We start from the raw sequence: 21,798 nt of genomic DNA on the forward strand, positions 1-21,798 counted from the left end.
AAACACTCGAAGAGACGTGTTTGGTGATGATGACGAAAATATCTTCGAGAACTCTATAACGAAAAAAACTTCTCGATACATTTTTGGCTTGACAGTTTTAGGTTAGTATAAAAAATCCATTACAATCCAAAAACACTTCCCGAAACAAGTTCGAGGTAAACGAGAGAGATGTGCAGAATGCCATGGCTAGCAGGAATTCCAAATATTCACTAATCAAACTTCTTTTTTGCCAAATTAACTAATGCATCATAATCTCCGTTTATTACTGCTTCCTTTTTAGCTCGTGACCACTTTTTTATTTGCTTTTCTTTATCTATTGCTAAATTAATATCTGTAAACTCACAATAAAAAACCAATTCTAATGGCCGTCTTAGAAAAGTATAACAATCGGGATAGAAACCCGAATTATGTTTGAACATTCTACTCTCTAAATTACTGGTCACGCCTGTATAATAAGAATTATCAGAACATTTTAAAATATAAACATAAGACTGCTTCATTGATTTACTTTTTAATTTTTAATCTGATTATTTACTCATTCTACCTCGCTATTTATACACGTCTTTTCGAGTGGTTTTTAAAGCTAAGCTAAACTTTATTTGTTAAATTGAATGAACTGCTTTAAAAATTGTATCGAGAACTTTATAACGTTAAGCGCTTCTCGATACATTTTTGGCTTGACGAGTTTTAGGTTAGTATGGAACATCCATTCCAAGCCAAAAACACTCGAAGAGACGTGTTTGGTGATGATGACGAAAATATCTTCGAGAACTCTATAACGAAAAAAACTTCTCGATAATTTTTTGGCTTTGCGGGTTTTAGGCTAGTATGAAAAACCCATTACAAGCCAAAAACACTTCCCGAAACAAGTTCGGGATAAACGGAAGAGACGTAGAGGAAAGGAAAAGTATACAATACTAAATACTATTTGTTAAACTAAAACGCCTTTTACGCACGTCTGTTCGAGTGGTTTTTAAAGCTAAAGTAGAGCTCGCTTTTTAAACTAAATGAACTGCTTTAAAAATTGTATCGAGAACTGATTACAAAAAGAACTTCTCGATACATTTTTGGCTTGATAGGTCTGAGGTTACTATGAAAAATCCATTACAAGCCAAAAACGCTCGAAGAGACGTTAAGGACAGGAATAGTACCTACTGAGGAGAACTTTATCACGTTAAGCGCTTCTCGATACTTTTTTGGCTTGACAGGTTTGAGATTACTATGAAAAATCCATTACAAGCCAAAAACACTTCCCGAAACAAGTTCGGGATAAACGGAAGAGACGTAGAGGAAAGGAAAAGTATACAATACTAAATACTATTTGTTAAACTAAAACGCCTGTTACGCACGTCTGTTCGAGTGGTTTTTAAAGCTAAAGTAGAGCTCGCTTTTTAAACTAAATGAACTGCTTTAAAAATTGTATCGAGAACTGATTACGAAAAGCGCTTCTCGATACATTTTTGGCTTGACAGGTCTGAGGTTAGTCCGCGAAATTCGATAAAAGCCAAAACACTTCCCGAAACAAGTTCGGGATAAACGGAAGAGACGTAGAGGAAAGGAAAAGTATACAATACTAAATACTATTTGTTAAACTAAAACGCCTGTTACGCACGTCTGTTCGAGTGGTTTTTAAAGCTAAAATCGAGCTTACTTTTTAAACTAAATGAACTGCTTTAAAAATTGTATCGAGAACTGATTACGAAAAGAACTTCTCGATACATTTTTGGCTTGACAGTTTTAGGTTAGTTTGGAAAATCCATTACAAGCCAAAAACACTCGAAGAGACGTCAAGGACAGGAATAGTTAGCACTGAGGAGAACTCTATAACGAAAAGAACTTCTCGATACATTTTTGGCTTGACAGTTTTAGGTTAGTTTGGAAAATCCATTACAAGCCAAAAACACTTCCCGAAACAAGTTCGGGATAAACGGAGGAGATGTATTAGACAAGAATAGCTATCAATACTAAGCTCGATTTGTTAAACTAAAACACCTTTTACGCACGTCTGTTCGAGTGGTTTTTAAAGCTAAAGTCGAGCTCGCTTTTTAAACTAAATGAACTGCTTTAAAAATTGTATCGAGAACTTTATAACATTAAGCGCTTCTCGATACATTTTTGGCTTGACAGTTTTAGGTTAGTTTGGAAAATCCATTACAAGCCAAAAACACTTCCCGAAACAAGTTCGGGATAAACGAGAGAGACGTGTTTGGTGATGATGATGACAAACATATGTTCGAGAACTCTATAATGCAAAGCGCTTCTCGATACATTTTTATTCCCGAACCTTCGAGAGAAAAATACTCGATCTGACTAAAAATTTCCTTTTCAGCTACAGAAAATCGTCTTCTTTTGTACTACTTTACTTCTGTTAAATAAGTCATAAAATTCTTAGGTAATTGGATTTAACTGTTACTTTTGATGAACAAAAAACAATTCAACATGAAAAAAATTACTGTATCGATTCTAGCCTTATTTGCTTTTGGCTTTGCCAATGGTCAAGCCAAAGAAGGTCAAGTATCAAAAGGCAAATGGCTTATTGAAGCCAATACTGGCTTTGGAAGAAACGTAGGGACTACCGCCATGTATTTTAGTTCTTCGGACGGAATCACTTCCTACAACATTGGAGCTGAAGGAGGTTATTTTATCAAAGATAATCTGGCACTTAAATTAGGATTAGGCTATGGAGAAATAGATGGGGTCGGCGAACCGATTGCTTATAAAATTGGAGCCAAATACTATTTAAAAACGATGATTCCTATTGAGCTTTCTTATAATGGAGTCGGTTTTGGTGACGCAGATGCTAATCCTACCTACATAGGTGCGCAAGTTGGTTATGCGGTATTTTTAGGTAAAAATGTAAGTATCGAACCCGGAATTCGTTATAATATGGCAACTCACAAACAATATTATGACAATAGTTTACAGTTTAATCTTGGTTTTGCTTTGCATTTTTAAAATAGTCAGTGTGTAAAAACAAAAAAAGTTGGCTCTTTGATTAGAGCCAACTTTTTATTTCAAGAATGTTTTAGTTTTAAAATCCTAAACCAACCGCCATCGCTGTAGCTTGAATATTTAGTTCAGCAACTTTGGTTGCTGCACCAGTTGTCAAGTTGATACTAAAAACTGAAGCACTATTATTTACCTTTAATAAGGCGAAAGCAGTAGCACTATTTCCACCGATATCAAATCCGCTATCTTCATCAATATTAACTCCTAAATTTCCAATAGCAACTAATGTTCCGTTATTTGGTGGATCTTGACGGTATAGCATATCCGTTTGTGAATCCATCACAAATAAAGTGGTTGTACCTGCACCAGCCACATTATTGGTATATGCGGCACCCGTAACAAATGGGGTTCCAGGATTTAAATTACCATCTACAAATACTACTGTTCCTAAATCTGGGTGTAAACGCAAGTTTTGACCTGTATTACTTACTAACCTGATTCTATCTACTGTTGGATTGAAATCAAAACCAAAAGAAGTACCTGACAATACCGTTAACAATGGAGACCCTACTGCTGTTAACGCACCACTAGCTGTATTCACAGAAAATAATCTGCTTTGATTAGAGATCGCATATAATGCTCCATTAGCTGGTCTAAAATCTAAACCTACAATACTTTCATTTGTAGCCAACCCAGTTAATGAAACAGAAGTATTACTTCCGTTTGTAGGATTAAAACGAACCAACATATTGCCCGAAGTTGTAGCATAAGCAACTGGATTCGTCTTGAACGCAATACTAATTACCGGAGCAGTGAATTTTCCAACAGCAACGGCTTTCCCCGTTGCTAAATCAATGGTATATAATGTAGATCCATTTGTATTATTAGTTACAGCCAAGGCAGTAGAATTATCTGCTGAAATATCCATATCCCCTGCACCTTGAAAGTCAACTCCTAAATCACCTACAAGCTGAAGTCCACCATCATTAGGTGGCGATTGAATATATAACTTATCTTGTTCGAAATCAATATCATACAACATTGTAGTTGTTGCACCAGCCATACTATTCGTATACGCTACTGCACCAATTTTAGGATTTGTACCGCCATTAATAACACCATCCGTTGCTACAACAGTTCCTAATTCTGGGTGTAATCTTAAATTTTGGCCTGATTCTGTTACCAAACGAATTCTATCTACGGTTGGATTAAAATCCAATGAAGCATTAACTCCAGCAACAACAGGAGAAAAAGATCCAGCACCCAATGCAGTTGCAACTCCACTTTTCTCATTAATAAAATAAAGACGACTAGACGAACCTACAGCATATAACTGTCCGGTTGCAGGTCTGTAATCAATACTTACGATGTTTTCTGATGTAGGTAAACCAACAATTGGTGTAGTCGAAGTTGGAGTTCCTAAATTTCGTGCATTAAAAGTTAGAATTGTATTATTACTGGCTAATGCCGTAAAATTTACATCAGGTGCCGATACTGGCATCATCATTTCATTGCTATCCTCATCATTACAAGAAATTGCAATACTAGATAAAAGGGCTAGACCAATAATGGAAGCAAAACCTATTTTTTGTTGTTTGTTTTTCATCGTTTATTTATTTAGTTATCCCTTCATGTACGAAGTGTAGTTCACTATGGTTTTAAAATTTTAAAAAACTTTAAAAAACAACTAAATTGAAACGTTTGCCGAAATAAAAAACTCCTTCAATTGGTTCACTAGAAAGGGTTGCCAACCAATTTTAGAAAATAATAGAGAATTTAAAATAATGCTTTTTTATTATTATCGCTTTATAATTTTAATATGCCTTGATTTCAGCTTTTTGTCGTTAGTGAATTTCGTTGCTTGTTTTCCTGCTTGAACAGGTCGATCAGACGAAAGAATAGTTGCGCCATTTTCAATTAATTTATAATACAAAGCATCCCCATTTGCGGCAGCACTTTTATCGATATTGCCCATGGTACCCAAAATACAAGCTATACCTCGGCCGTTTAAATACTGATACACTTCGGCCTTTGGCTCTGCTGTACCCACAAAAGCGATCATTTTATCCACTTTGACACCCAGATTTTCCATACGCTCTACATCTTCTTTTCCTCTCGCCGAAACCGAAATCATTAAATCTGGAGCCAGTTGAGCTACTTCGGCGGCTTGAGTTGCATTGTAGGTTATAATAACAGAATAAGCTTCGGCTTTGTTCCTGCGTACTGCATCGACAATCATTTTCATAGGAACTCCTTTTTTTACATCAAGGTTATAAATTACTTTGCCTTTCCCCCATTGCAGAACCTGATCTAAAGTTTCTATTTTATAAGGGGTTTGGTTGCCTTCATTATCTTTTAAAAAGAATTGCTGTAATTCTTTATAGGTGTAGTTTTCAATCTTACCCGTACCCGTAGTTGTTCTATCCAGCTTATTATCGTGCATCATAACCAAAACAGAATCTTTACTCAGCGCAATATCCGTTTCTACAATTGTAGGATTGTATCGAATAGCATTTGCAAATGTAGCGGTACTATTTTCTGGAAATCCGGTTGTTGGACCACCTCTATGCGCACTGATCAAGGGGATACTTTTGTTCGAATATTTTAAAAAACGATGCAATTGTGATGGTGTTTTAAATTGCAAAACATATTCATTTACCTGTGCAAAACCGAGAGTGCTAATTATTAAGAAGCAAAACGAAAAACAAAAATTCTTATTTTGAAACATATTCTTTTTTTTAATTGGACTGTAAAAGTAAGGAATTGAAGTGGCATCAAATGACAACTCCAACATAAAAGAGACTCGACAATTACAAACTATAATTAAGGTTTACACTCCATCTGTAATTTGCTTCTACATTGCCGCCGGTAAGATTTTGATTGATGGGTAACATGGCATTCGCTCCAAAAGAAAGTCTGTCTTTACCAACCTCAAAACCAACTTTCCCGAAAAGAATATCGCCACTTGTATTCCGTAATTTTTGATTGTATTGGCAATTACTTTCATAAACTTCACCAGCAAAACCCAGTTGTGGAACAATAGAAAAACTATTTTTCTCATACAAATAGAAAAAAGTCCCTGCATAATTTAACTGATTTCCAAAACGATAACTCTTTTGGTTTTCTGTTTTTATAACATAATTCAGCATCGCGTTTAAGCCAAATTGCTTTCTTTTTACGATATATTCGGTAGCCAAAAGATAATCCCAACTTCCTGTTCCGACTTGAAAACTTGGATTGATACTTCCAGAATTCGCTTCATTAAATTTTCCGGTTGGCGCTTTTATTCCGCCTCCCAATTGCAACGTATGAACCAAAAAAGTGCTGTCTTTATGCGTTTGATACAACCGATACATTGCCAAAACCGTGATATCGCCAATCCCACTGATGCTTTTATCGCCTGTCGCGGTTTCTCTTTCATGAAAATGATACGGTAGTAATGCCGAAACCTGCACTTTTTCGCTTACTGGGATTCGGCCCCAAACCTGAACGGTATTGAAATTTTCTTTGTACCAAGGTGAATTGCTGTACAAACCATCCATGGATTTGTATTGTTGATTGAAATACCGAATCCCGACGAAATTAGAATTCAACATCGAGGCGAATCCCATGCTTCCGCCGCTGGCTGAGCAGCCACAGGCATCACAAAAATCCTCTTCTTCTAGGAATGAATGGTATTTTGTAAATGGATTTATGGTATTTAAACTATCTTTTTCGGTGGCGTTTGCCAATTGAAATAGAAGTACTAAAAGTAATGCGTATTTTTTCATGTTTGTTGTTTTTAGCCCTGATGGAAACGGAAAGCCCGGAGCGAAAAAGCTTGTTTTTCTTGTCCTGAAAAAGCGACCAGCGGAAGCTCTTTTCAGGACATAGAAAAACAGCTTTTGTAGTCAGGACTTGCAGTGTACAGCAGGAAATAGCTTCTTAAATTAATATTCAGAAAAACGTTTGTCTGTTAGGTATTGCGTGTCCGTCAATGTTTTTAGGAAAGCAATAATTTTTGTTTTTTCGGTTGTTGTTAATGGAATTCCGAGTGATCCGTTTTTGTTCAAAATGGGGTCTAAAGTAGCTGAATTGACTACACCAGAATTGTAATGTTCCATAACAGCTTCCAGCGTAAATAAGCGGCCATCGTGCATGTAAGGAGCCGTTTTCTCTATGTTTCTAAGGCTTGGCACTTTGAATTTATACTTATCCTGAGGCAACTCCGTCACGCGAAAACGACCAATATCATTGTATGCGGGATCTACAGGCAAACCATTATTCCTAAAAGAATTGTCCGTAAATAAATCTGTGGCGTGACAACTGGAACATTTTTGATTGAAAATGGCATAACCATCCTGCTCCACTTGCGTGAGTGTTCCACCCGATTCGCTGCGGCGGTACTTGTCAAAACGAGAATTTGAGGACGTGACCATTACCATAAATTGTCCCAAGGCTTTGAGCATGTTTTCGGAATTGATTTGTCCATCGGCAAAAGCAATTTTGAATAGCTTTTGGTACTCAGCAACTCCTTTCATCATAGCAACCGCTTTTGCAAAATCACCATTCATTTCGATAGGACTGGTGAACGGAATTATGGGTTGCAGGTCTAAATGTGTCGTTGCACCATCGTACATAAATGTGGTTTGATAGGCCAAATTTTGGATTGGCGGCGTGTTTCGGGTTCCTATGGCGTCATCAACACCATGACTCAAAGTGTGGCCGTGATGCGTAAATGCATCTTCCTGAATATGACAAAAACCGCAGGAAACAATGCCATCCGAAGCCAATCGCCCGTCGTAGAAAAGTTTTTTCCCGAGTTCAAATCCTTTTTCTGTTGGTGGATTATTCGCTAAATTATAAGCCAAAGGTGGGAAATTAGCGGGAACCTGAAAATCCAAAGGAATATTTTGATACGCCTCGTTGTCATCAGTAGAACAATTCCAAAACAACGGCAAAATGAGCAATATGATATATTTTGCTTTCATTTTATTTTTTTTTTAAAAGCGGTCGGAGATTTAATTCCCAACCGCTATTAGATTTAAATTTAGTCGTTATGTACGTGATCTATTGTAAACATCGAAGAAATATTAGCGGTTACTAATGCTAATTTAGCACCGCCCATGACGGTTGCTGATTCTGAAAAATTGATTTTATTGGTTCCGTCAATTACTTGGGACAAATCAGCCATAATGTGAACTTGAGGCGTAATTGTAGTTCGTACCAATGCTTTTTCAGGAAAACCCAAAGTAACTTCGGCATAGTTATAATCGGTTCCAGTTTGTCCAGTGTGTACTTTAAATTCTTTGGCTACTGACACTGTGGGTGCTGTAAAAGAACCTTCGAAAGCCACAAACTTATAACCGGCGCTCCAAGACCACATCATTCCAGCAGTTTGTGCTGTTGCCAAAAAGTCCCCTTGACCCGTTGCTCCAGCTTCCCATTGGGTTTTATCAACTCCAATTCCATAGGTAACTTTAGTATAATTTCCGGCAGGAATATTAGTAAGATTCAATACTAATGTTGCAGGCGTAGCTTCATCTACAATAAAATAGCTTTGACTTTTTGGATACGTAAATGTAGTTCCGTCTTCTTTTGTCAATACAATATTACTCACAATGTACATGGCTTTAGAAACTGCAACCACCTCAGCATTCAAATTAGTGTAGTTCGTATTAAAAGCAAAATTAGCCGATTTGTATACGTTATCGAATTCTAATTTTAGATTTCCGTTTCCGGTAATCGCTTCATTATCATTGTCATTAGAGCAAGAAAATAAGGTAACTGCGATAGCCATTACAGCTAGTATATTTTTTAATTGAAATTTCATTTCTTAAGATTTTATTTTAAATATTAGGTATTGATTTGCATGCCGTTTTTGGATGATTTATTTCCAAAAAAAGCAAACAGAATCTCATCCGTTGTTAAAAAACGAATTAATAAAAGCACACTACGTGCCTAAAAATTTAAGAAATGAAAGCGGGCGGGTGAAACACAGAAGCACTATTCAAGTGAAAGTATAAATTAGAATAGTAGGCGTTTGTTTTTTCTTTGGTTCCAAAACAAAGCGGTATAATATCAAAAGATTTTATTTCCTCAAAAATGAGTACGTCAAGGATTGAAGTCGTTCCTTTTTTATCTGTAGAAAGAGGCTTTTCAGCATCAGAAGCTTTAGCCAATTCTTTCATCAAATGACACTTTCCGTTACATTGCATTTTAGGTTTGTCCTTATTGATACAAAGCACTTTTGAAATGTATTCATAATTGATAACATACTCTAAAACCGGAAGGACTGGCTTTACAAGTAGGATTAATACAATTATGAATATGATTTTTTTCACGGTGCAAATTTACAACATCATGGAGTATAAAAAAATGTTTTTAAATAGAATAATCCTGTAAAAATCATTCTATTTAAAAACAACTTTCTGGAGGCTTTACGCCAATTTCAATTCGGGGATTTCAATCTCAAATAATTCTAATTTATAGGAATTAAATTGACTAAGAATCTCTTTTTTAGTACTTTCGAAAAAAGGAGTTATTGAAAATAAATCTTCATAATATTCAATTCCTTGTAGCAAATTATTTTTAAACGAATTCCATTTTTTAATTTGTCCCAAAGTGATTTCTTCCGTAACTGCTGATATTTCATTTTTCAGATAATCCAAATACATTTTTAACTCTTTCACAAATAGATTTGGTCGATTGGTAACCGTCAATACTGATGCGTTTCCATAAATATGCTGCACCATTTTAGACAGTGAAACTTCTTGATCAAAATAAGCCATATTGGGTCCTGGACAAATAATGACGCCTTGCGCCTGACCTTTTATTTTAATGTCATTTTCCAAATACGAAGCATTAGCTAACCCCACACAAAGACAGGCTTTCTCCGTAATACTGTTTTTCTTTTTTTCGAAAACTTCAGCAGTTAAAACATCTTTTTGAAGCAGCAATTCTTCCAGTTTCAAGTCTTGGTATTTCTTAGATGACGTACAAATTCCCGTGGCATCGTATTCTTTGCTTAACGCCAAAAAGCGTTTGGGGCAGGAACTTCCCGCTTTATTGTCATTAATTCGTTTTTGTTTTAGCGTTTCATTGGTAGTTCCTCGCAACGTGTTAAAAGGAATTCCCAACGGCGAAATATGACTTAAATACAAATCATCTTCTTTGGCTACAGCCAATAAATCTCTGGTGTGTTTATCTACCGAAGTGGCTTCAGGAACCAATAAAAACGGCGAACCCCAACCCACAGAATCCACATTATAATTTTCCAATAGAAAATCATGCTCTTCAGCAGTTCCTACGCCGCCTTGAACCGTGATTTTTAAATCCAAAGGTTGTTCTGGAACATGTATTTCTTTTTGTGCCAATGCTTTCACCATTAACTCATGCGCAGATTGAATCAGTTGTTCTTTTTTCTGTTTAAATTCTTCCAGAATTGGTCCTAATAAATAGCCTTCGGTGGCAAAAGCGTGTCCGCCACAATTCAGTCCGGATTCGATTCGGTATTCCGAAACCCAAAGTCCTTTTTTAGCTAAAAAATTCCCTTGAATCATCGCCGAGCGAAAGTCACTCACTTTCAGCGTGATTTTCTTCTTCAGTGCATTATTCGCATCCGGAAAGAAAGCCGAAAAACTTTCGAAATAGCTGTATAATCTTGGATTCATCCCTGCCGATAAAACAACCGAAGATGCTAATGTACTGTTTACAAACCCACGCAGCGCAGCATGTGCATCATTAAAAGTAATGGGTAATTGTTCCTCTTTGATGAAATTATCCTTATCCAATTTGGTCATAATATTAACATCAATATCGCCCGGATAAAGATTTTTCTCCAGATAATTTTTGATATTATCTTTGAAAGCAAAACCGTCTTCCATCAAATTTTGCAAGCCTGCTTTAATGGCTGATTTGTTGGGCAACATGGCAATGTAATTTTCCAAAGCTGATTTGCTTTCCGATAATTCCGTTTTGAAATTTTCGAATTTTTCCTTCACGATTTTGTCTACCAAATTCAGATACGAAGTAATGCGTTCTGCGCGGTAATCGTGAATTTTTTGTGTAATTTCCTGATAGGGTAAATCGAATTTCTTGCTGTAAAAAGCATTCATTTTTTCGATAAGCTCATCATCCATAATTGAAATAACGGACGATATTCCATATTTAGCTACACGTATCGGACTATCAATAGTATAGGCAAGTCCCATCACGGGAATATGGAACGTATGAAGGGGATTATTTTCTGTCATGTTAAAAATGATTTAATAAATAAACCTCAAAATTCGGGAAACTAAACCGTATAAAAACTGATAAATATCATACGCTATGCTACTTTAATAAAATACTTTAGCCATTTTCGATATTGTTTTAAGGCACTATGAAAAGCATTACATTTTACACTTCGATAGTATGATTACAATCATAATATTGTTAAATTTAGAGAAATTATATTTGTAGCAATTACAACCATGAGTCCTACAAGTTTACAAACAATACATTCCTAAATTCAATTTAAATATGCAAATAGACATTGATTTACTTTTTTCCTGGGGCGCTGTTGCAAAAAAATACAAAAAAAACGAAGTCGTTTTCAATGAAGATGAAGTGGCTCATTTTTATTACCAAATTATTGATGGAACCGTGAGAATGTTTAACTCCAATGACGAAGGAAAAGAGTACACACAAGGGCTTTTTTGCAAAGGAGAAAGTTTTGGTGAGCCTCCCTTATTTATTGAAAAACTATATCCGGCAAAAGCCGTTTGCATTCAAGATTGCACGATCATGAAATTATCAAAAGATAAATTTTTAAAAATTCTTGATGAATATCCTTTAATTCAAAAATCATTTTTGGTTTTACTTGCCAATAAAATTCATTCAAAATCCAATACCTCAAAAGAGATTATCAACCAGAAACCAGAATTTCGAATTCTTGCTTTTTTGAACACACACAAAAGAAAATCAGAGTGCAATGGCCAAAAAGTATTAATTCCTTATACACGACAGGAAATTGCAAATTTTACCGGTTTGAGAGTCGAAACGGTGATTCGGGTTTTTTCGAAAATGAATGATTGCAACAAAGTTGACATTATCAATCACAAAATATTTTATTAAAAAAAAATGAAATTAAACATACAATTTTGGCTTAAATTTTCCTTGTTAAACCTTTGTATCGTTGCTGCTCTAGGCGTTTTAATGCGTTATAAAATAGGTTTTGAATTCCCCTATTTTAATCAAAAGAACATCTTACATTCCCATTCTCACTTTGCTTTTTCAGGATGGATCACCCATACTTTGATGATATTGATGGTGTATTTTATTCAGAATAAAACTGCCAACTTTCAAGTACATAAATACCGAAAAATAATTATAGCCAATCTCATTTGTTCTTACGGAATGCTTATTTTCTTTATTATTCAGGGATACGGCATGATTTCCATATTTTTCTCAACGGCATCGATTCTGGTTTCCTATGCTTTTTGTTATTATTACATCAAAGATTTAAGAAAACTGGACCCTGATTTTGCTGCAATAAACTGGTTTAAGGCCGCTTTAATTTTTAATATTATTTCTTCTTTCGGAACTTTTTACTTGGCTTACATGATGGCTAGTAAAAATGTCATTCAGGATTTGTATTTATCCTCCATTTATTATTTTCTTCATTTTCAGTATAACGGTTGGTTTTTCTTTGGTTGCATCGGTTTGTTTTTTGGCTTTTTAAACCTAAAAAAATCAGAACATTCCTTTTACGAAACCTCCTTTAAGCTATTTGCTGTCTCTTGTATTCCTGCCTATTTTTTGTCTACACTTTGGTTGAATTTACCCATTTGGCTTTATTCGATTTCTGTCTTTGCAGCACTAATACAAGTTTTTGCCTGGTTTAAACTTCTTATAATTTTAGTACCAAAACAAAAAAAGTATTTGAAAAATTTTGCTCCATTGTTACGCTATATAGTACTCTTTTCCTGTTTGGCATTAAGTATAAAATTCATCTTGCAATTGGGTTCGACAATCCCATCTTTAAGCCAGCTTGCCTTTGGTTTCAGACCAATTGTAATTGCCTATTTACACTTGGTTTTATTGGCGGTAATCACGTTGTTCCTATTGTTTTACATTTATGCCAGTCATTTGATTAGTATCAATAAAAAGATAAAAATTGGACTAATACTATTTTCCGTTGGCGTTTTCATGAACGAGTTGGTTCTCGCCATTCAAGGTGTTGCATCGTTCAGTTATACCATAATTCCGTATGTAAATGAACTTCTATTCGTCATAGCCTTACTCTTGCTTTTAGGAATCGGATTTACCACTTATTTTTCCATCAAAAAAGTTAAAAATAATCTCCCTTTATGATTGAACGCATAGCATAAAAAATTGATAATTAAGTACTTTGTTACACAAAACCAAAGTAACCTTAATTATGAAAAAATCAATTCAATTAGTAGTAGCCGTTTGTGTGTTTACCATTTTTGGTTGCAAACAAAACAGTGCAGTTTCCCCTGAAACCACCACAGAAAACACAGCAACTCAAGGCGCAGGACAGTCTGCTGTTGTCGATGAAGCTTCTAGTCCCAATATTGTTCAGACTGCCTCCGGAAGCAAAGATCACTCCACTCTTGTTGCGGCAGTAAAAGCGGCAGGATTAGTAGATGTATTGAGCAATGCTGGACCGTTTACCGTTTTTGCACCAACAAACGCTGCCTTTGACAAACTCCCAAAAGGAACCGTTGAAGGATTATTAGAACCTGGAAAAAAAGATGATTTAAAAAACATTTTGGAGTACCACACGTACGTTGGAAATCTAAAAACGGAATACATGCAAGATGGGCAGGAATATGAACAAGTGAATGCCGGAAAAATAAAAATCACTAAAGAAGGTGACAAGGTGTTTGTAAATGGTTCAGAAATAGTGGCCTCGATAGCAACATCAAACGGAATTATACACGTAATAAATGACGTTTTACTTCCAAAAAAATAATAATATTAATTCATTTTGCCCAATTGAAAAAAGCGTAAACCAAAATAGTTTACGCTTTTTTTATACTTTTCATCCTATTGTTTTATACATCAATACTCCCGAAATATTCATCGCTCTTTGTTTAATTTCTTCTGCTTTTTCTCCTGTGAATAATTCATCCACCGTTACGTTAAACAAGGCATTCCAATGCTGAAAATGAGCTTGTTTCATTTCACTTTTTTGATGCAACTCTTTGTGCTTAGTCATCGGATTTCCGGTATAATTTCCTTTTGAAAACATGATGTTTTCCCAGAAATCATACATTTTAGGCAAATGCTCTTCCCAATTTACCTTCGCTACATCTGTAAAAAAATAACCGATTTTAGTATCTGTTTTTATTTTACCGTAAAAAGCATTTATCAGCTTCTCAATGTCGTTTCTGTTTTTTATATCTGTTTTCATTTCTAGATTTTTTAACCTTTAAACAATAAACACAAACTGTCTTCCAATGCTTCAACGGAATGTAAAACTGCTACCGGAATTTCCCGTTCTTCATAAAGAAAGAGTTCATTTTGTTGGTTTTCCTCTTTATAAATCACGCTACCTTTTATCACTACTAATTTAGCAGGAACATCCGTTTTATGTTCCTTAAGGATCATTCCTTTTTTGAAAGCAATCACCATTACTTTACTGCAAGAAGTATTTTGAACCACCTGTGCCACTGGATTAGCAGCATTTTCTAATTTTTGAAGTATATCTTTAAACATTATAAATCTTTGTTTTTAAATTTGATTAATGAAATGAAAAATGGGATAATAATCCACAAACACAGCAACGAGAAAGAAAGTAAAAGTCCCAATGAAGTACCGAAAAAATCTTTGAAAATTGCTCCTGTATATCCCATCATCGCCGAAACATCCAAATGCAACAAGATTTGAATTCGGGCTAAATCTATTGGGCTAAAGGCTGTAACAACTATCATTGCTTTCTCAATTGGATAATCCGAAAATTGAAACAACAAATACAAAACTATTCCATCAAAAAGCAGTGCAAAATACAACCATACCATAATGGCAATTCCTATCCCTTTGGCCTTGTCTCTGGACAGTATCGAACTTAAAAATGCCAAAGCCACGAAGACAAACGTAATCAGACAACCTATTACAATCATCATAATGCCTACGCTATCTGGCGCATTGATTAACAGTGGAATACCAGCTCCAATAGAAAAGGCCAAAACCATTGCTAAAGAAAGTCCGACAAATAGACTCAGCCAAATTTTATTGCGCTTAACGGGTTGGCTTAATAAAAGCTCAATAAACTCCGTACTATTGTACAAATAAATCGTGGCAAAAAGAATGGAAACCAACGGAACCGTGAATAAAATTATGTTCAAAATGGTAAGTAATCCTTTGGCAGAATTATCTTCAAGACCAAATGAACTCCAGGAAAGAATAGCTAAAATAAGGGTATACGCCAGTATAATCTTGTTCTTTAAAATATCCAGAAAAATGATTTTAATGATTCGGTTCATTACTTTTGTTTTTTAAGATTTTAGCAATTGCTTTCGATATTTTTTGTTCGTTTGCTGCTTCTAATAAATCAGCGATGGTTTGATGAAAATGTACTATTCCGTCTTGCATATAAATAATTTGGGTAATCAAATCATCTAATTCACTCAAAAGATGAGAAGTAATCAAAATAAGTTTTCCCTTTTCTTTTTCATTTATAATTTTCTCCTTCAATATTTCCGAAGCCAAAGGATCCAACCCCGCTGTAGGCTCGTCTAAAATCAGCACCTCAGGATTAAACAAAAAGGCCAGCGTAGCACTTACTTTTTGCGTGGTTCCACCCGAAAGTGTCCGCATTTGTTTGTCAACTATTTTTTCGAGTTCGAATGCTGTTATAAGATCCTCATCTAAAACCTCATTAGAATTTCGAATTTTTTTTATCATTTCGATGATTTGCCCTACCGTCATATAATCAGGATAACGACCTATTTGCGGCATATATCCTATTTGTTCCCGATATTTAAATTCCTTTAAAATTGATTTATCATTGATTAGAATATCTCCTTTAGAAGGTATGACCATTCCCAAAATACATTTTATCAATGTCGTTTTTCCACAGCCATTTGGACCAATTAAAGCAATGCATTCTCCTTTTTTAAAAGAAAGATTGATATCCTTTAAAACCTCTAATTTTCCAAACTTTTTATCTATATTTTTGATCTCAATCATAATGGTAATGAATGCATTAATGGTGAATTATCAATGAAATTATCTGGGGTGATACTAGGCAACACTTTTTCGGATTTATCCAAAAGTGTAATCATGAAACTACGGAACAACAACATCGCCGCGGGATTGTTTTCAACTAAAACCGCAAATAAACTTAACGGATGATACGGCACATCGCCAACTCCATTTTTATCCAAATCATATCCTTCGTATTTATCCCAATAATTAGTATCGAACGTATTTAAAACTAAACTTCCGTTAGTTCCCATGTCGAAAGTATTCCCAATAAAATTATTATTCACGATTTCATTGTCTACGCAGCTGGCCTGAATTTTCATCGCCCAACCGTTGGCTTCGAATATATTTTTTTCAATTCGAATTCGATTGGTGCCTTCCATGTGAATTCCAGATGTATTTCTAGAAAATTTATTTCCAATGATATGACTATCGGTAATCTCTTTAAGAAATAATCCATAGGCGCTATCTCCCCAATTATCCTCGAAATAGTTATTGAACATCTTGACATTTTTTGTAAACATTACTGCAACTCCGGCACCATTATTCTTGAAAACATTAGTAATATAAGCATCGTTATTTGAGAACATAAAATGCAAACCATACCTAATATTACTCGTCGAAATATTTCTCCAGATTACCGAATTAGTTACAAATTCGAAATAAATTCCATCGCGATGACCGGAAATGCTGTTTCCAATTATTTGGAGATTTTCACTTTTCCAGCAATGAATACCGTTACCTATTTCTTGCTCTTCACTACCATAGGCTACAATTTTATTATTTTTGATCAAGCAGTTTTCTCCATTCTGTATATAAATTCCAAAAAAATTATCATCTAAAATATTATTTTGAATAATGACATTTTTTTTATTGTATACTTTAATAGCACATGGATCTTCGAGTGTTGCATAACCCGATTTTATTACTTTAAAACCTTGTACAACCACACTATCCGCTTTAATAGAAAGTACTTCATACTTTTTTTGTCCATCTAAAACTGGATATCCTTTACCCAGAAAAAAAATTCTTTTATCGATTTCAATATTGCCTTCTCGATAAACACCTTTATGAACTAAAACCGTGTCGCCTATTTTAGCCAGACTAATGGCTTTCTTAATTGATTTTATTGCTTTATTCGGCCCTACTTCTATCACATTAGCAAAAAGGATTGATGAGCACAGTAGGAATATAAATGATACGTTTTTCATTGTTTTTTTTAATTAGAAGATGCGCACGTAAATCAATAAAACAAAAAGGTTTTCTGCAGTAGAATTTGGAATTTAACACCGACTTAGAACTGTCTAGTAATTTCAACACTAAAAATTGTTGAAAAAACACCCTCGTTATCCTAGATCTAAACAATAAAGTCACGCAAAGATTATTTCTTTCTACTATTAAATAGCAGCTTTTATTTTAGGAGTATATTGTTCCATTGAACGCCTTCCGCCTTTAATTTTTTTTGAAACACTTTAGCATCAGCGACAGTAGAAAAAGCTATGATTCCGCCACGCATTGGACTATTGATTTCAGTTCCTTTAATAAAATGAGCGCTTTCAGAAGGAATTAGAACATTATTTTGATTGTAATCACTAACATAATAAGACGCAATTTTAGTTTTGACATTTTCTTTACTATGCTTTACCATGCACATGATATCATCAAATTTATAAACTCTTCCCTTTTCAGTTATCGCTTCGGATGCATATTTACCATCAGCAATGGTCATTTTACAATAATCGCAAGCATCCAGATTCAGTGCAATAGGGACCATCTCACTCTTTATACAAGATGTAAAAATCAATGAAATAAAGAGAAGAACAACTGCTATCGATTGCTGTTTTCTATATCGCTGCAATGCATTAGTTTCTTTAATAACAAGAATAAACAGAAGCAATCCAGAAGCAATTAACATCCAACCACCAATATCTGGAATGGAATAAGCACCAAAATTAAGTAATTGCTTGTACCCCAACATAGGAGGCTGATAAGACATTCCCGGTACCCTAATGGCTGCATTAGGATCTAAATTGTGTCCATATTCATAATTCCATCGATAGAAATCTACAGCGGCTAGAATTCCAAAAATAATCAAGGAGATAAACAGCGCATACAATCCTTTTTTCTTTGCAACAACGGCTACGGCTAATGCGCTAAGTGCAAAGAGGCCAAAAATATAAGGCAACACTGTAAATTCTATAAAATCCTCTTTGTGCAAGGTTTTCATACCAATATAATGGTTAAGACCATTGATGATATCTACATTTCCAGCAATTTTATTTTCGTGTAATTTTAAAACTAACCCTTCTGGATATTGAGGTGCGCTTAGCTCAATTCGCCACATAGGAACAAAAATAGAAGACACTAGTAGCACCATCACGATCAAAAGCACGGCTCTTGAAAGTGTTGAAATTTTTGAGTTATTCATGATTTTTATTATTAAAAAGGGAACAAACTAGTAATTTGTTCCCCTTTAATGTGAAGTTATTTTATTTAGCTGGCATGTTTGTACCCAAACTAAAAGTTAATGGAACTGTACTTCCAGCAGGAGAAACTCTAACATATCCCGACATTTCCTGATGCAGAGCACTACAAAAATCAGTACAATAGAATGGAAACATACCCGCTTTTTTAGGAACCCATTTTAAAGTAGATGTTTCGCCTGGCATGATTAGCAGCTCGGCATTATCAGCACCTTTAATTGCAAATCCGTGAGGAACATCCCAATCTTGCTCTAAATTAGTAACATGGAAATAGACTTCATCACCTACTTTTATTCCTTCAATATTATCAGAGGCAAAGTGCGAACGAATCGAAGTCATGTATACATCAATTCTATTTCCTTTTCTAATCACTTTGGCTTCCTTCTCTCCTTTAGCAACAAATGGATGATTGTTCTCTTCAATTTTATAAAATTTTAGCTGACCATTATTTCGAATTAAATCAGCTGGCGCAGCTTGAGCGTAGTGCGGTTCTCCTATAGTAGGATAATCGAGTAACAATTTCATTTTATCGCCACTAATATCAAATAATTGCGCACTTTGTGCTAATTCAGGACCAGTTGGCAAATATCTATCTTTTGTGATTTTATTGTAAACCACCATGTATTTACCAAACGGTTTTCCACTGTCTCCACCAGGAATCATTAAGTGTCCAGGAGAATAATAAGTGGGTGCACGATCTAAGATTTTTAATGTTTTGATATCCCATTTTACAACTTCTGAAGAAACAAAGAAAGTGGTATATGCATTTCCTCTTCCGTCAAATTCAGTATGTAAAGGCCCTAAACCTGGTTTTTTAACTTCTCCATGTAATGCCGCTTCATATTTTATAACAGGAATACCTTCATAATCACCATCAAATTGCTTTTTGGCGATTGCATTTTTCATTTTATCAAAACTAAATACAGGAATTAAGGCTGCTAACTTTCCACTACCTACAATGAATTCACCTGTAGGATCTACATCGCAACCATGTGGTGATTTTGGACAAGGAATAAGATAGCAAATATCTTTTAAAGCCTTTGAATCTAGCACTAAAACGTCATTTCTCATCTCTGATTTCGCCGTATGGGTTTTTTCATCCCACGTATTGTGCACATATTTTGCAGGAACTCTTTTTCCTTTACCCGCTTTTATATATTCCTCTGCTTTTTTCCAATTCACAGCCATGATAAAATCTTTATCTTTTTGTGAAGCGTTCACTTCTAATAAGGTATTGGCTTGCTCCGTGTTGTAACAAGAAAAGAAAAACCAACCGTGAGATTTACCTTTTCCGGCATGGCTCAAATCCCAATTGACACCGGGTGTTTCAATTTGGAACGCAATATCCATTTCACCTTCCTTACCTACTTTAACAAAACTTAAGTAACCTTTAAAATTTTGTTTATAGGTATTAATAGGTACATCGCCATTGTCGTTATCAGGTGGCACACTGAAACGGGTTCCAGCAACCACATATTCCGTATTTTCAGTTATGAAGGGTGAAGAGTGATTTCCAGCGCTATTGGGTAATTCAAGAATCTCAACTGTTTTAAACGTTTTTAAGTCAACACGAGCTATTCTTGGCGTATTATTTGCATTGGCAAAGATCCAGCGACCATCTACTTCCCCATTAGTTTGGGACATGTTTAAATGATGTTGATCGTCCCATGGTACAAAACCATGAGAAGTGTTTAACATGGGCTTCGTTTCTTCACTGTATCCATAACCACTTTGCGGATCGACAGAAAAAATAGGAACGACTCTTAATAAACGGGCACTTGGCAAACCGTAAACGCTCATTTGTCCACTAAATCCTCCTGAAACAAAATTATAGAACTCATCATACTTTCCTGGAGCAACATAGACTTTTTGCGCTGCGTCACCACTCACCGCATCCGCAGTATCTTTAGGCCTACAAGAGCCAAAAAATACACTTGATAATACGACAGCAAGAGATGTTTTTATAAAAATATTTTTCATAATTTTTTATTTTATTTTTCTTATCAAACTATTTTACGCCATCATTTTGACGCATAAATTCTAATAAATTTCGTGCATCTACATCAGTCAATGCCTGATTAGGCATTCTCACTAAACAAAGTTCAAGTTGCGCTTGAAGTTTAGGATCTTTGTCAATCATAGGATCTGGATTAGTAATAAAGTTCATAATCCATTCTGGTTTTTGACGAGAAGTAACGCCTTTCCATCCTGGACCAACTAATTTTTCATCAGTCAATTTATGGCAAGACGAACATTTTACAGATTGGATTTTTGCTCCTTCGGCAGCCATCACCTCATCCAATTTAGCACCTAAATCTACTGATGTGTGTTTTCCAATTCCTCTGTTTGGATCATACGCAACTGCATCGGTTGGGTTGGTTGCAGATTCCTCAGAAGGCGCAGCTGTATCATTTGAAAAATCATCGTTAGTTTTGGTTTTATCACCACATGAAGTTAACATTACCAATGCTACTACAAAAAAAGTTAATTTGTACATAAAAATTGTTTTTAGAATTGTTTAACAAATTTGCGATTAGATTACTGCAATAATTATGACCACAATCATACTTAATAAAGTATTTTCCCTGATTTCTCTACTTCTAATTAGAAAGCCAAACGATAAACTTTTGTTAACGATTAAACTTTTTAGGTACATTCCTATCTTATAACTATAAAACTTAAAACAATACAAATGAAAAAATTATTTATCGTTGCATTAGTAGTTGTCGGAATGACAAGCTTTGCACAAGAAAGAAAAGCAAGACCAGAAAGAGCCAAAATGGAGCAAATGACTCCAGAGCAAAGAAACCAATTGCACTTGAAAAAGATGACTTTGGAATTAGAATTGAATGCTTCTCAACAAAAAGAAATGAGTAAAGTCATTGCTGAACAAACTAATAAAAGAGAAGCCCGAATGGCACAATGGAAAGCAAATAAAGATTCAGCTAAAAAACAAGGTACAGCTGACGAACGTTTTGCTAAAAAAAGCCAAATGTTAGACGAACAGATTGTGATGAAAGAGAGAATGAAAAAAATTCTTTCAGCAGACCAATATAAAAAATGGGATGACATGAAAGGGAAAAAGCACAACCGAATGAATCAAAGAATGGCGCATCATAACGGCAGAAAAGCAGCAAAAATGGGTGATAAAAAATAATCCATTTACTTAAAC

21 protein-coding genes are annotated in these 21,798 nt (G+C 35.0%); 5 read left to right on the top strand and 16 right to left on the bottom strand.

What is annotated here, in order from left to right; all coding sequences use genetic code 11:
* Positions 1–209 precede the first annotated feature (209 nt).
* Positions 210–500 carry a GIY-YIG nuclease family protein gene (locus tag IWX83_RS01175; protein WP_196827082.1) on the bottom strand — a complete coding sequence of 97 codons (291 nt, stop codon included), beginning with the start codon at positions 498–500 and terminating at the stop codon, positions 210–212.
* Between the two features lie 1,939 nt (positions 501–2,439).
* Between IWX83_RS01175 and IWX83_RS01180 the strand changes: the two genes are divergently transcribed.
* Entirely contained in the window at positions 2,440–2,955 is a 516-nt protein-coding gene (locus tag IWX83_RS01180) for an autotransporter outer membrane beta-barrel domain-containing protein (protein WP_139259426.1), read from the top strand.
* 76 nt (positions 2,956–3,031) lie between these two features.
* Here the strand turns inward: IWX83_RS01180 and IWX83_RS01185 are convergent, their stop codons facing one another.
* The 7 genes from IWX83_RS01185 to IWX83_RS01215 all read right to left on the bottom strand — a co-directional run bounded on the left by IWX83_RS01185 (position 3,032) and on the right by IWX83_RS01215 (position 11,183).
* Positions 3,032–4,555, bottom strand: coding sequence for a DUF4394 domain-containing protein (locus IWX83_RS01185; protein WP_196827084.1), 1,524 nt, complete (start codon positions 4,553–4,555; stop codon positions 3,032–3,034).
* Positions 4,556–4,747: 192 nt separating this feature from the next.
* Positions 4,748–5,677 (bottom strand): glycerophosphodiester phosphodiesterase family protein, encoded by a 930-nt coding sequence (locus IWX83_RS01190; protein ID WP_196827086.1) that lies wholly within the window; start codon positions 5,675–5,677, stop codon positions 4,748–4,750.
* Between the two features lie 82 nt (positions 5,678–5,759).
* Positions 5,760–6,719 carry a transporter gene (locus IWX83_RS01195; RefSeq protein WP_196827088.1) on the bottom strand — a complete coding sequence of 320 codons (960 nt, stop codon included), beginning with the start codon at positions 6,717–6,719 and terminating at the stop codon, positions 5,760–5,762.
* 159 nt (positions 6,720–6,878) lie between these two features.
* Complete coding sequence (locus tag IWX83_RS01200) at positions 6,879–7,919, bottom strand: cytochrome-c peroxidase (RefSeq protein WP_196827090.1); 1,041 nt, start codon at positions 7,917–7,919, stop codon at positions 6,879–6,881.
* A gap of 59 nt (positions 7,920–7,978) precedes the next feature.
* A complete protein-coding gene (locus tag IWX83_RS01205) occupies positions 7,979–8,761 on the bottom strand; it encodes an MbnP family protein (protein WP_196827091.1) in 783 nt (260 codons plus the stop codon).
* A 136-nt stretch (positions 8,762–8,897) separates the two neighbouring features.
* Positions 8,898–9,272 (bottom strand): hypothetical protein, encoded by a 375-nt coding sequence (locus IWX83_RS01210; protein ID WP_231379751.1) that lies wholly within the window; start codon positions 9,270–9,272, stop codon positions 8,898–8,900.
* A 96-nt stretch (positions 9,273–9,368) separates the two neighbouring features.
* Positions 9,369–11,183 (bottom strand): hypothetical protein, encoded by a 1,815-nt coding sequence (locus tag IWX83_RS01215; protein ID WP_073352671.1) that lies wholly within the window; start codon positions 11,181–11,183, stop codon positions 9,369–9,371.
* A gap of 268 nt (positions 11,184–11,451) precedes the next feature.
* Here IWX83_RS01215 and IWX83_RS01220 point away from each other — a divergent pair, with 268 nt between their 5' ends.
* From IWX83_RS01220 to IWX83_RS01230, 3 genes are all read left to right on the top strand, one after another.
* Complete coding sequence (locus tag IWX83_RS01220; protein WP_196827093.1) at positions 11,452–12,045, top strand: Crp/Fnr family transcriptional regulator; 594 nt, start codon at positions 11,452–11,454, stop codon at positions 12,043–12,045.
* A 6-nt stretch (positions 12,046–12,051) separates the two neighbouring features.
* On the top strand, positions 12,052–13,284 hold the full coding sequence (locus IWX83_RS01225; protein WP_196827095.1) for a hypothetical protein: 1,233 nt from the start codon (positions 12,052–12,054) through the stop codon (positions 13,282–13,284).
* Between the two features lie 67 nt (positions 13,285–13,351).
* The gene (locus IWX83_RS01230) at positions 13,352–13,909 is read left to right on the top strand and encodes a fasciclin domain-containing protein (protein ID WP_196827097.1); all 558 of its coding nucleotides are present in this window, start codon (positions 13,352–13,354) and stop codon (positions 13,907–13,909) included.
* A 69-nt stretch (positions 13,910–13,978) separates the two neighbouring features.
* On the opposite strand, the gene IWX83_RS01235 is transcribed toward IWX83_RS01230, so the two are convergent.
* From IWX83_RS01235 to IWX83_RS01270, 8 genes are all read right to left on the bottom strand, one after another.
* Positions 13,979–14,350, bottom strand: a complete 372-nt coding sequence (locus IWX83_RS01235) for a group III truncated hemoglobin (RefSeq protein WP_196827098.1) — start codon at positions 14,348–14,350, stop codon at positions 13,979–13,981.
* A gap of 11 nt (positions 14,351–14,361) precedes the next feature.
* On the bottom strand, positions 14,362–14,655 hold the full coding sequence (locus IWX83_RS01240; RefSeq protein WP_196827100.1) for a hypothetical protein: 294 nt from the start codon (positions 14,653–14,655) through the stop codon (positions 14,362–14,364).
* Positions 14,655–15,422 (bottom strand): ABC transporter permease subunit, encoded by a 768-nt coding sequence (locus IWX83_RS01245; RefSeq protein ID WP_196827102.1) that lies wholly within the window; start codon positions 15,420–15,422, stop codon positions 14,655–14,657. Before IWX83_RS01245 ends, IWX83_RS01240 begins: the two co-directional genes overlap by 1 nt.
* Positions 15,406–16,128 carry an ABC transporter ATP-binding protein gene (locus IWX83_RS01250; RefSeq protein WP_196827104.1) on the bottom strand — a complete coding sequence of 241 codons (723 nt, stop codon included), beginning with the start codon at positions 16,126–16,128 and terminating at the stop codon, positions 15,406–15,408. Before IWX83_RS01250 ends, IWX83_RS01245 begins: the two co-directional genes overlap by 17 nt.
* On the bottom strand, positions 16,125–17,354 hold the full coding sequence (locus IWX83_RS01255; RefSeq protein WP_196827106.1) for a nitrous oxide reductase family maturation protein NosD: 1,230 nt from the start codon (positions 17,352–17,354) through the stop codon (positions 16,125–16,127). Before IWX83_RS01255 ends, IWX83_RS01250 begins: the two co-directional genes overlap by 4 nt.
* Positions 17,355–17,554: 200 nt before the next feature.
* Positions 17,555–18,571, bottom strand: coding sequence for a nitrous oxide reductase accessory protein NosL (locus IWX83_RS01260; RefSeq protein WP_231379753.1), 1,017 nt, complete (start codon positions 18,569–18,571; stop codon positions 17,555–17,557).
* A 61-nt stretch (positions 18,572–18,632) separates the two neighbouring features.
* On the bottom strand, positions 18,633–20,606 hold the full coding sequence (nosZ, locus tag IWX83_RS01265; RefSeq protein ID WP_196827108.1) for a Sec-dependent nitrous-oxide reductase: 1,974 nt from the start codon (positions 20,604–20,606) through the stop codon (positions 18,633–18,635).
* Between the two features lie 28 nt (positions 20,607–20,634).
* Positions 20,635–21,123 (bottom strand): c-type cytochrome, encoded by a 489-nt coding sequence (locus tag IWX83_RS01270; protein ID WP_196827110.1) that lies wholly within the window; start codon positions 21,121–21,123, stop codon positions 20,635–20,637.
* A gap of 195 nt (positions 21,124–21,318) precedes the next feature.
* Between IWX83_RS01270 and IWX83_RS01275 the strand changes: the two genes are divergently transcribed.
* Entirely contained in the window at positions 21,319–21,783 is a 465-nt protein-coding gene (locus IWX83_RS01275; RefSeq protein ID WP_196827112.1) for a hypothetical protein, read from the top strand.
* Positions 21,784–21,798 lie beyond the last annotated feature (15 nt).

Origin of the sequence: Flavobacterium sp. CG_9.1 (assembly GCF_015751645.1) — a bacterium.
Taxonomy (GTDB): Bacteria; Bacteroidota; Bacteroidia; order Flavobacteriales; family Flavobacteriaceae; genus Flavobacterium; species Flavobacterium xanthum.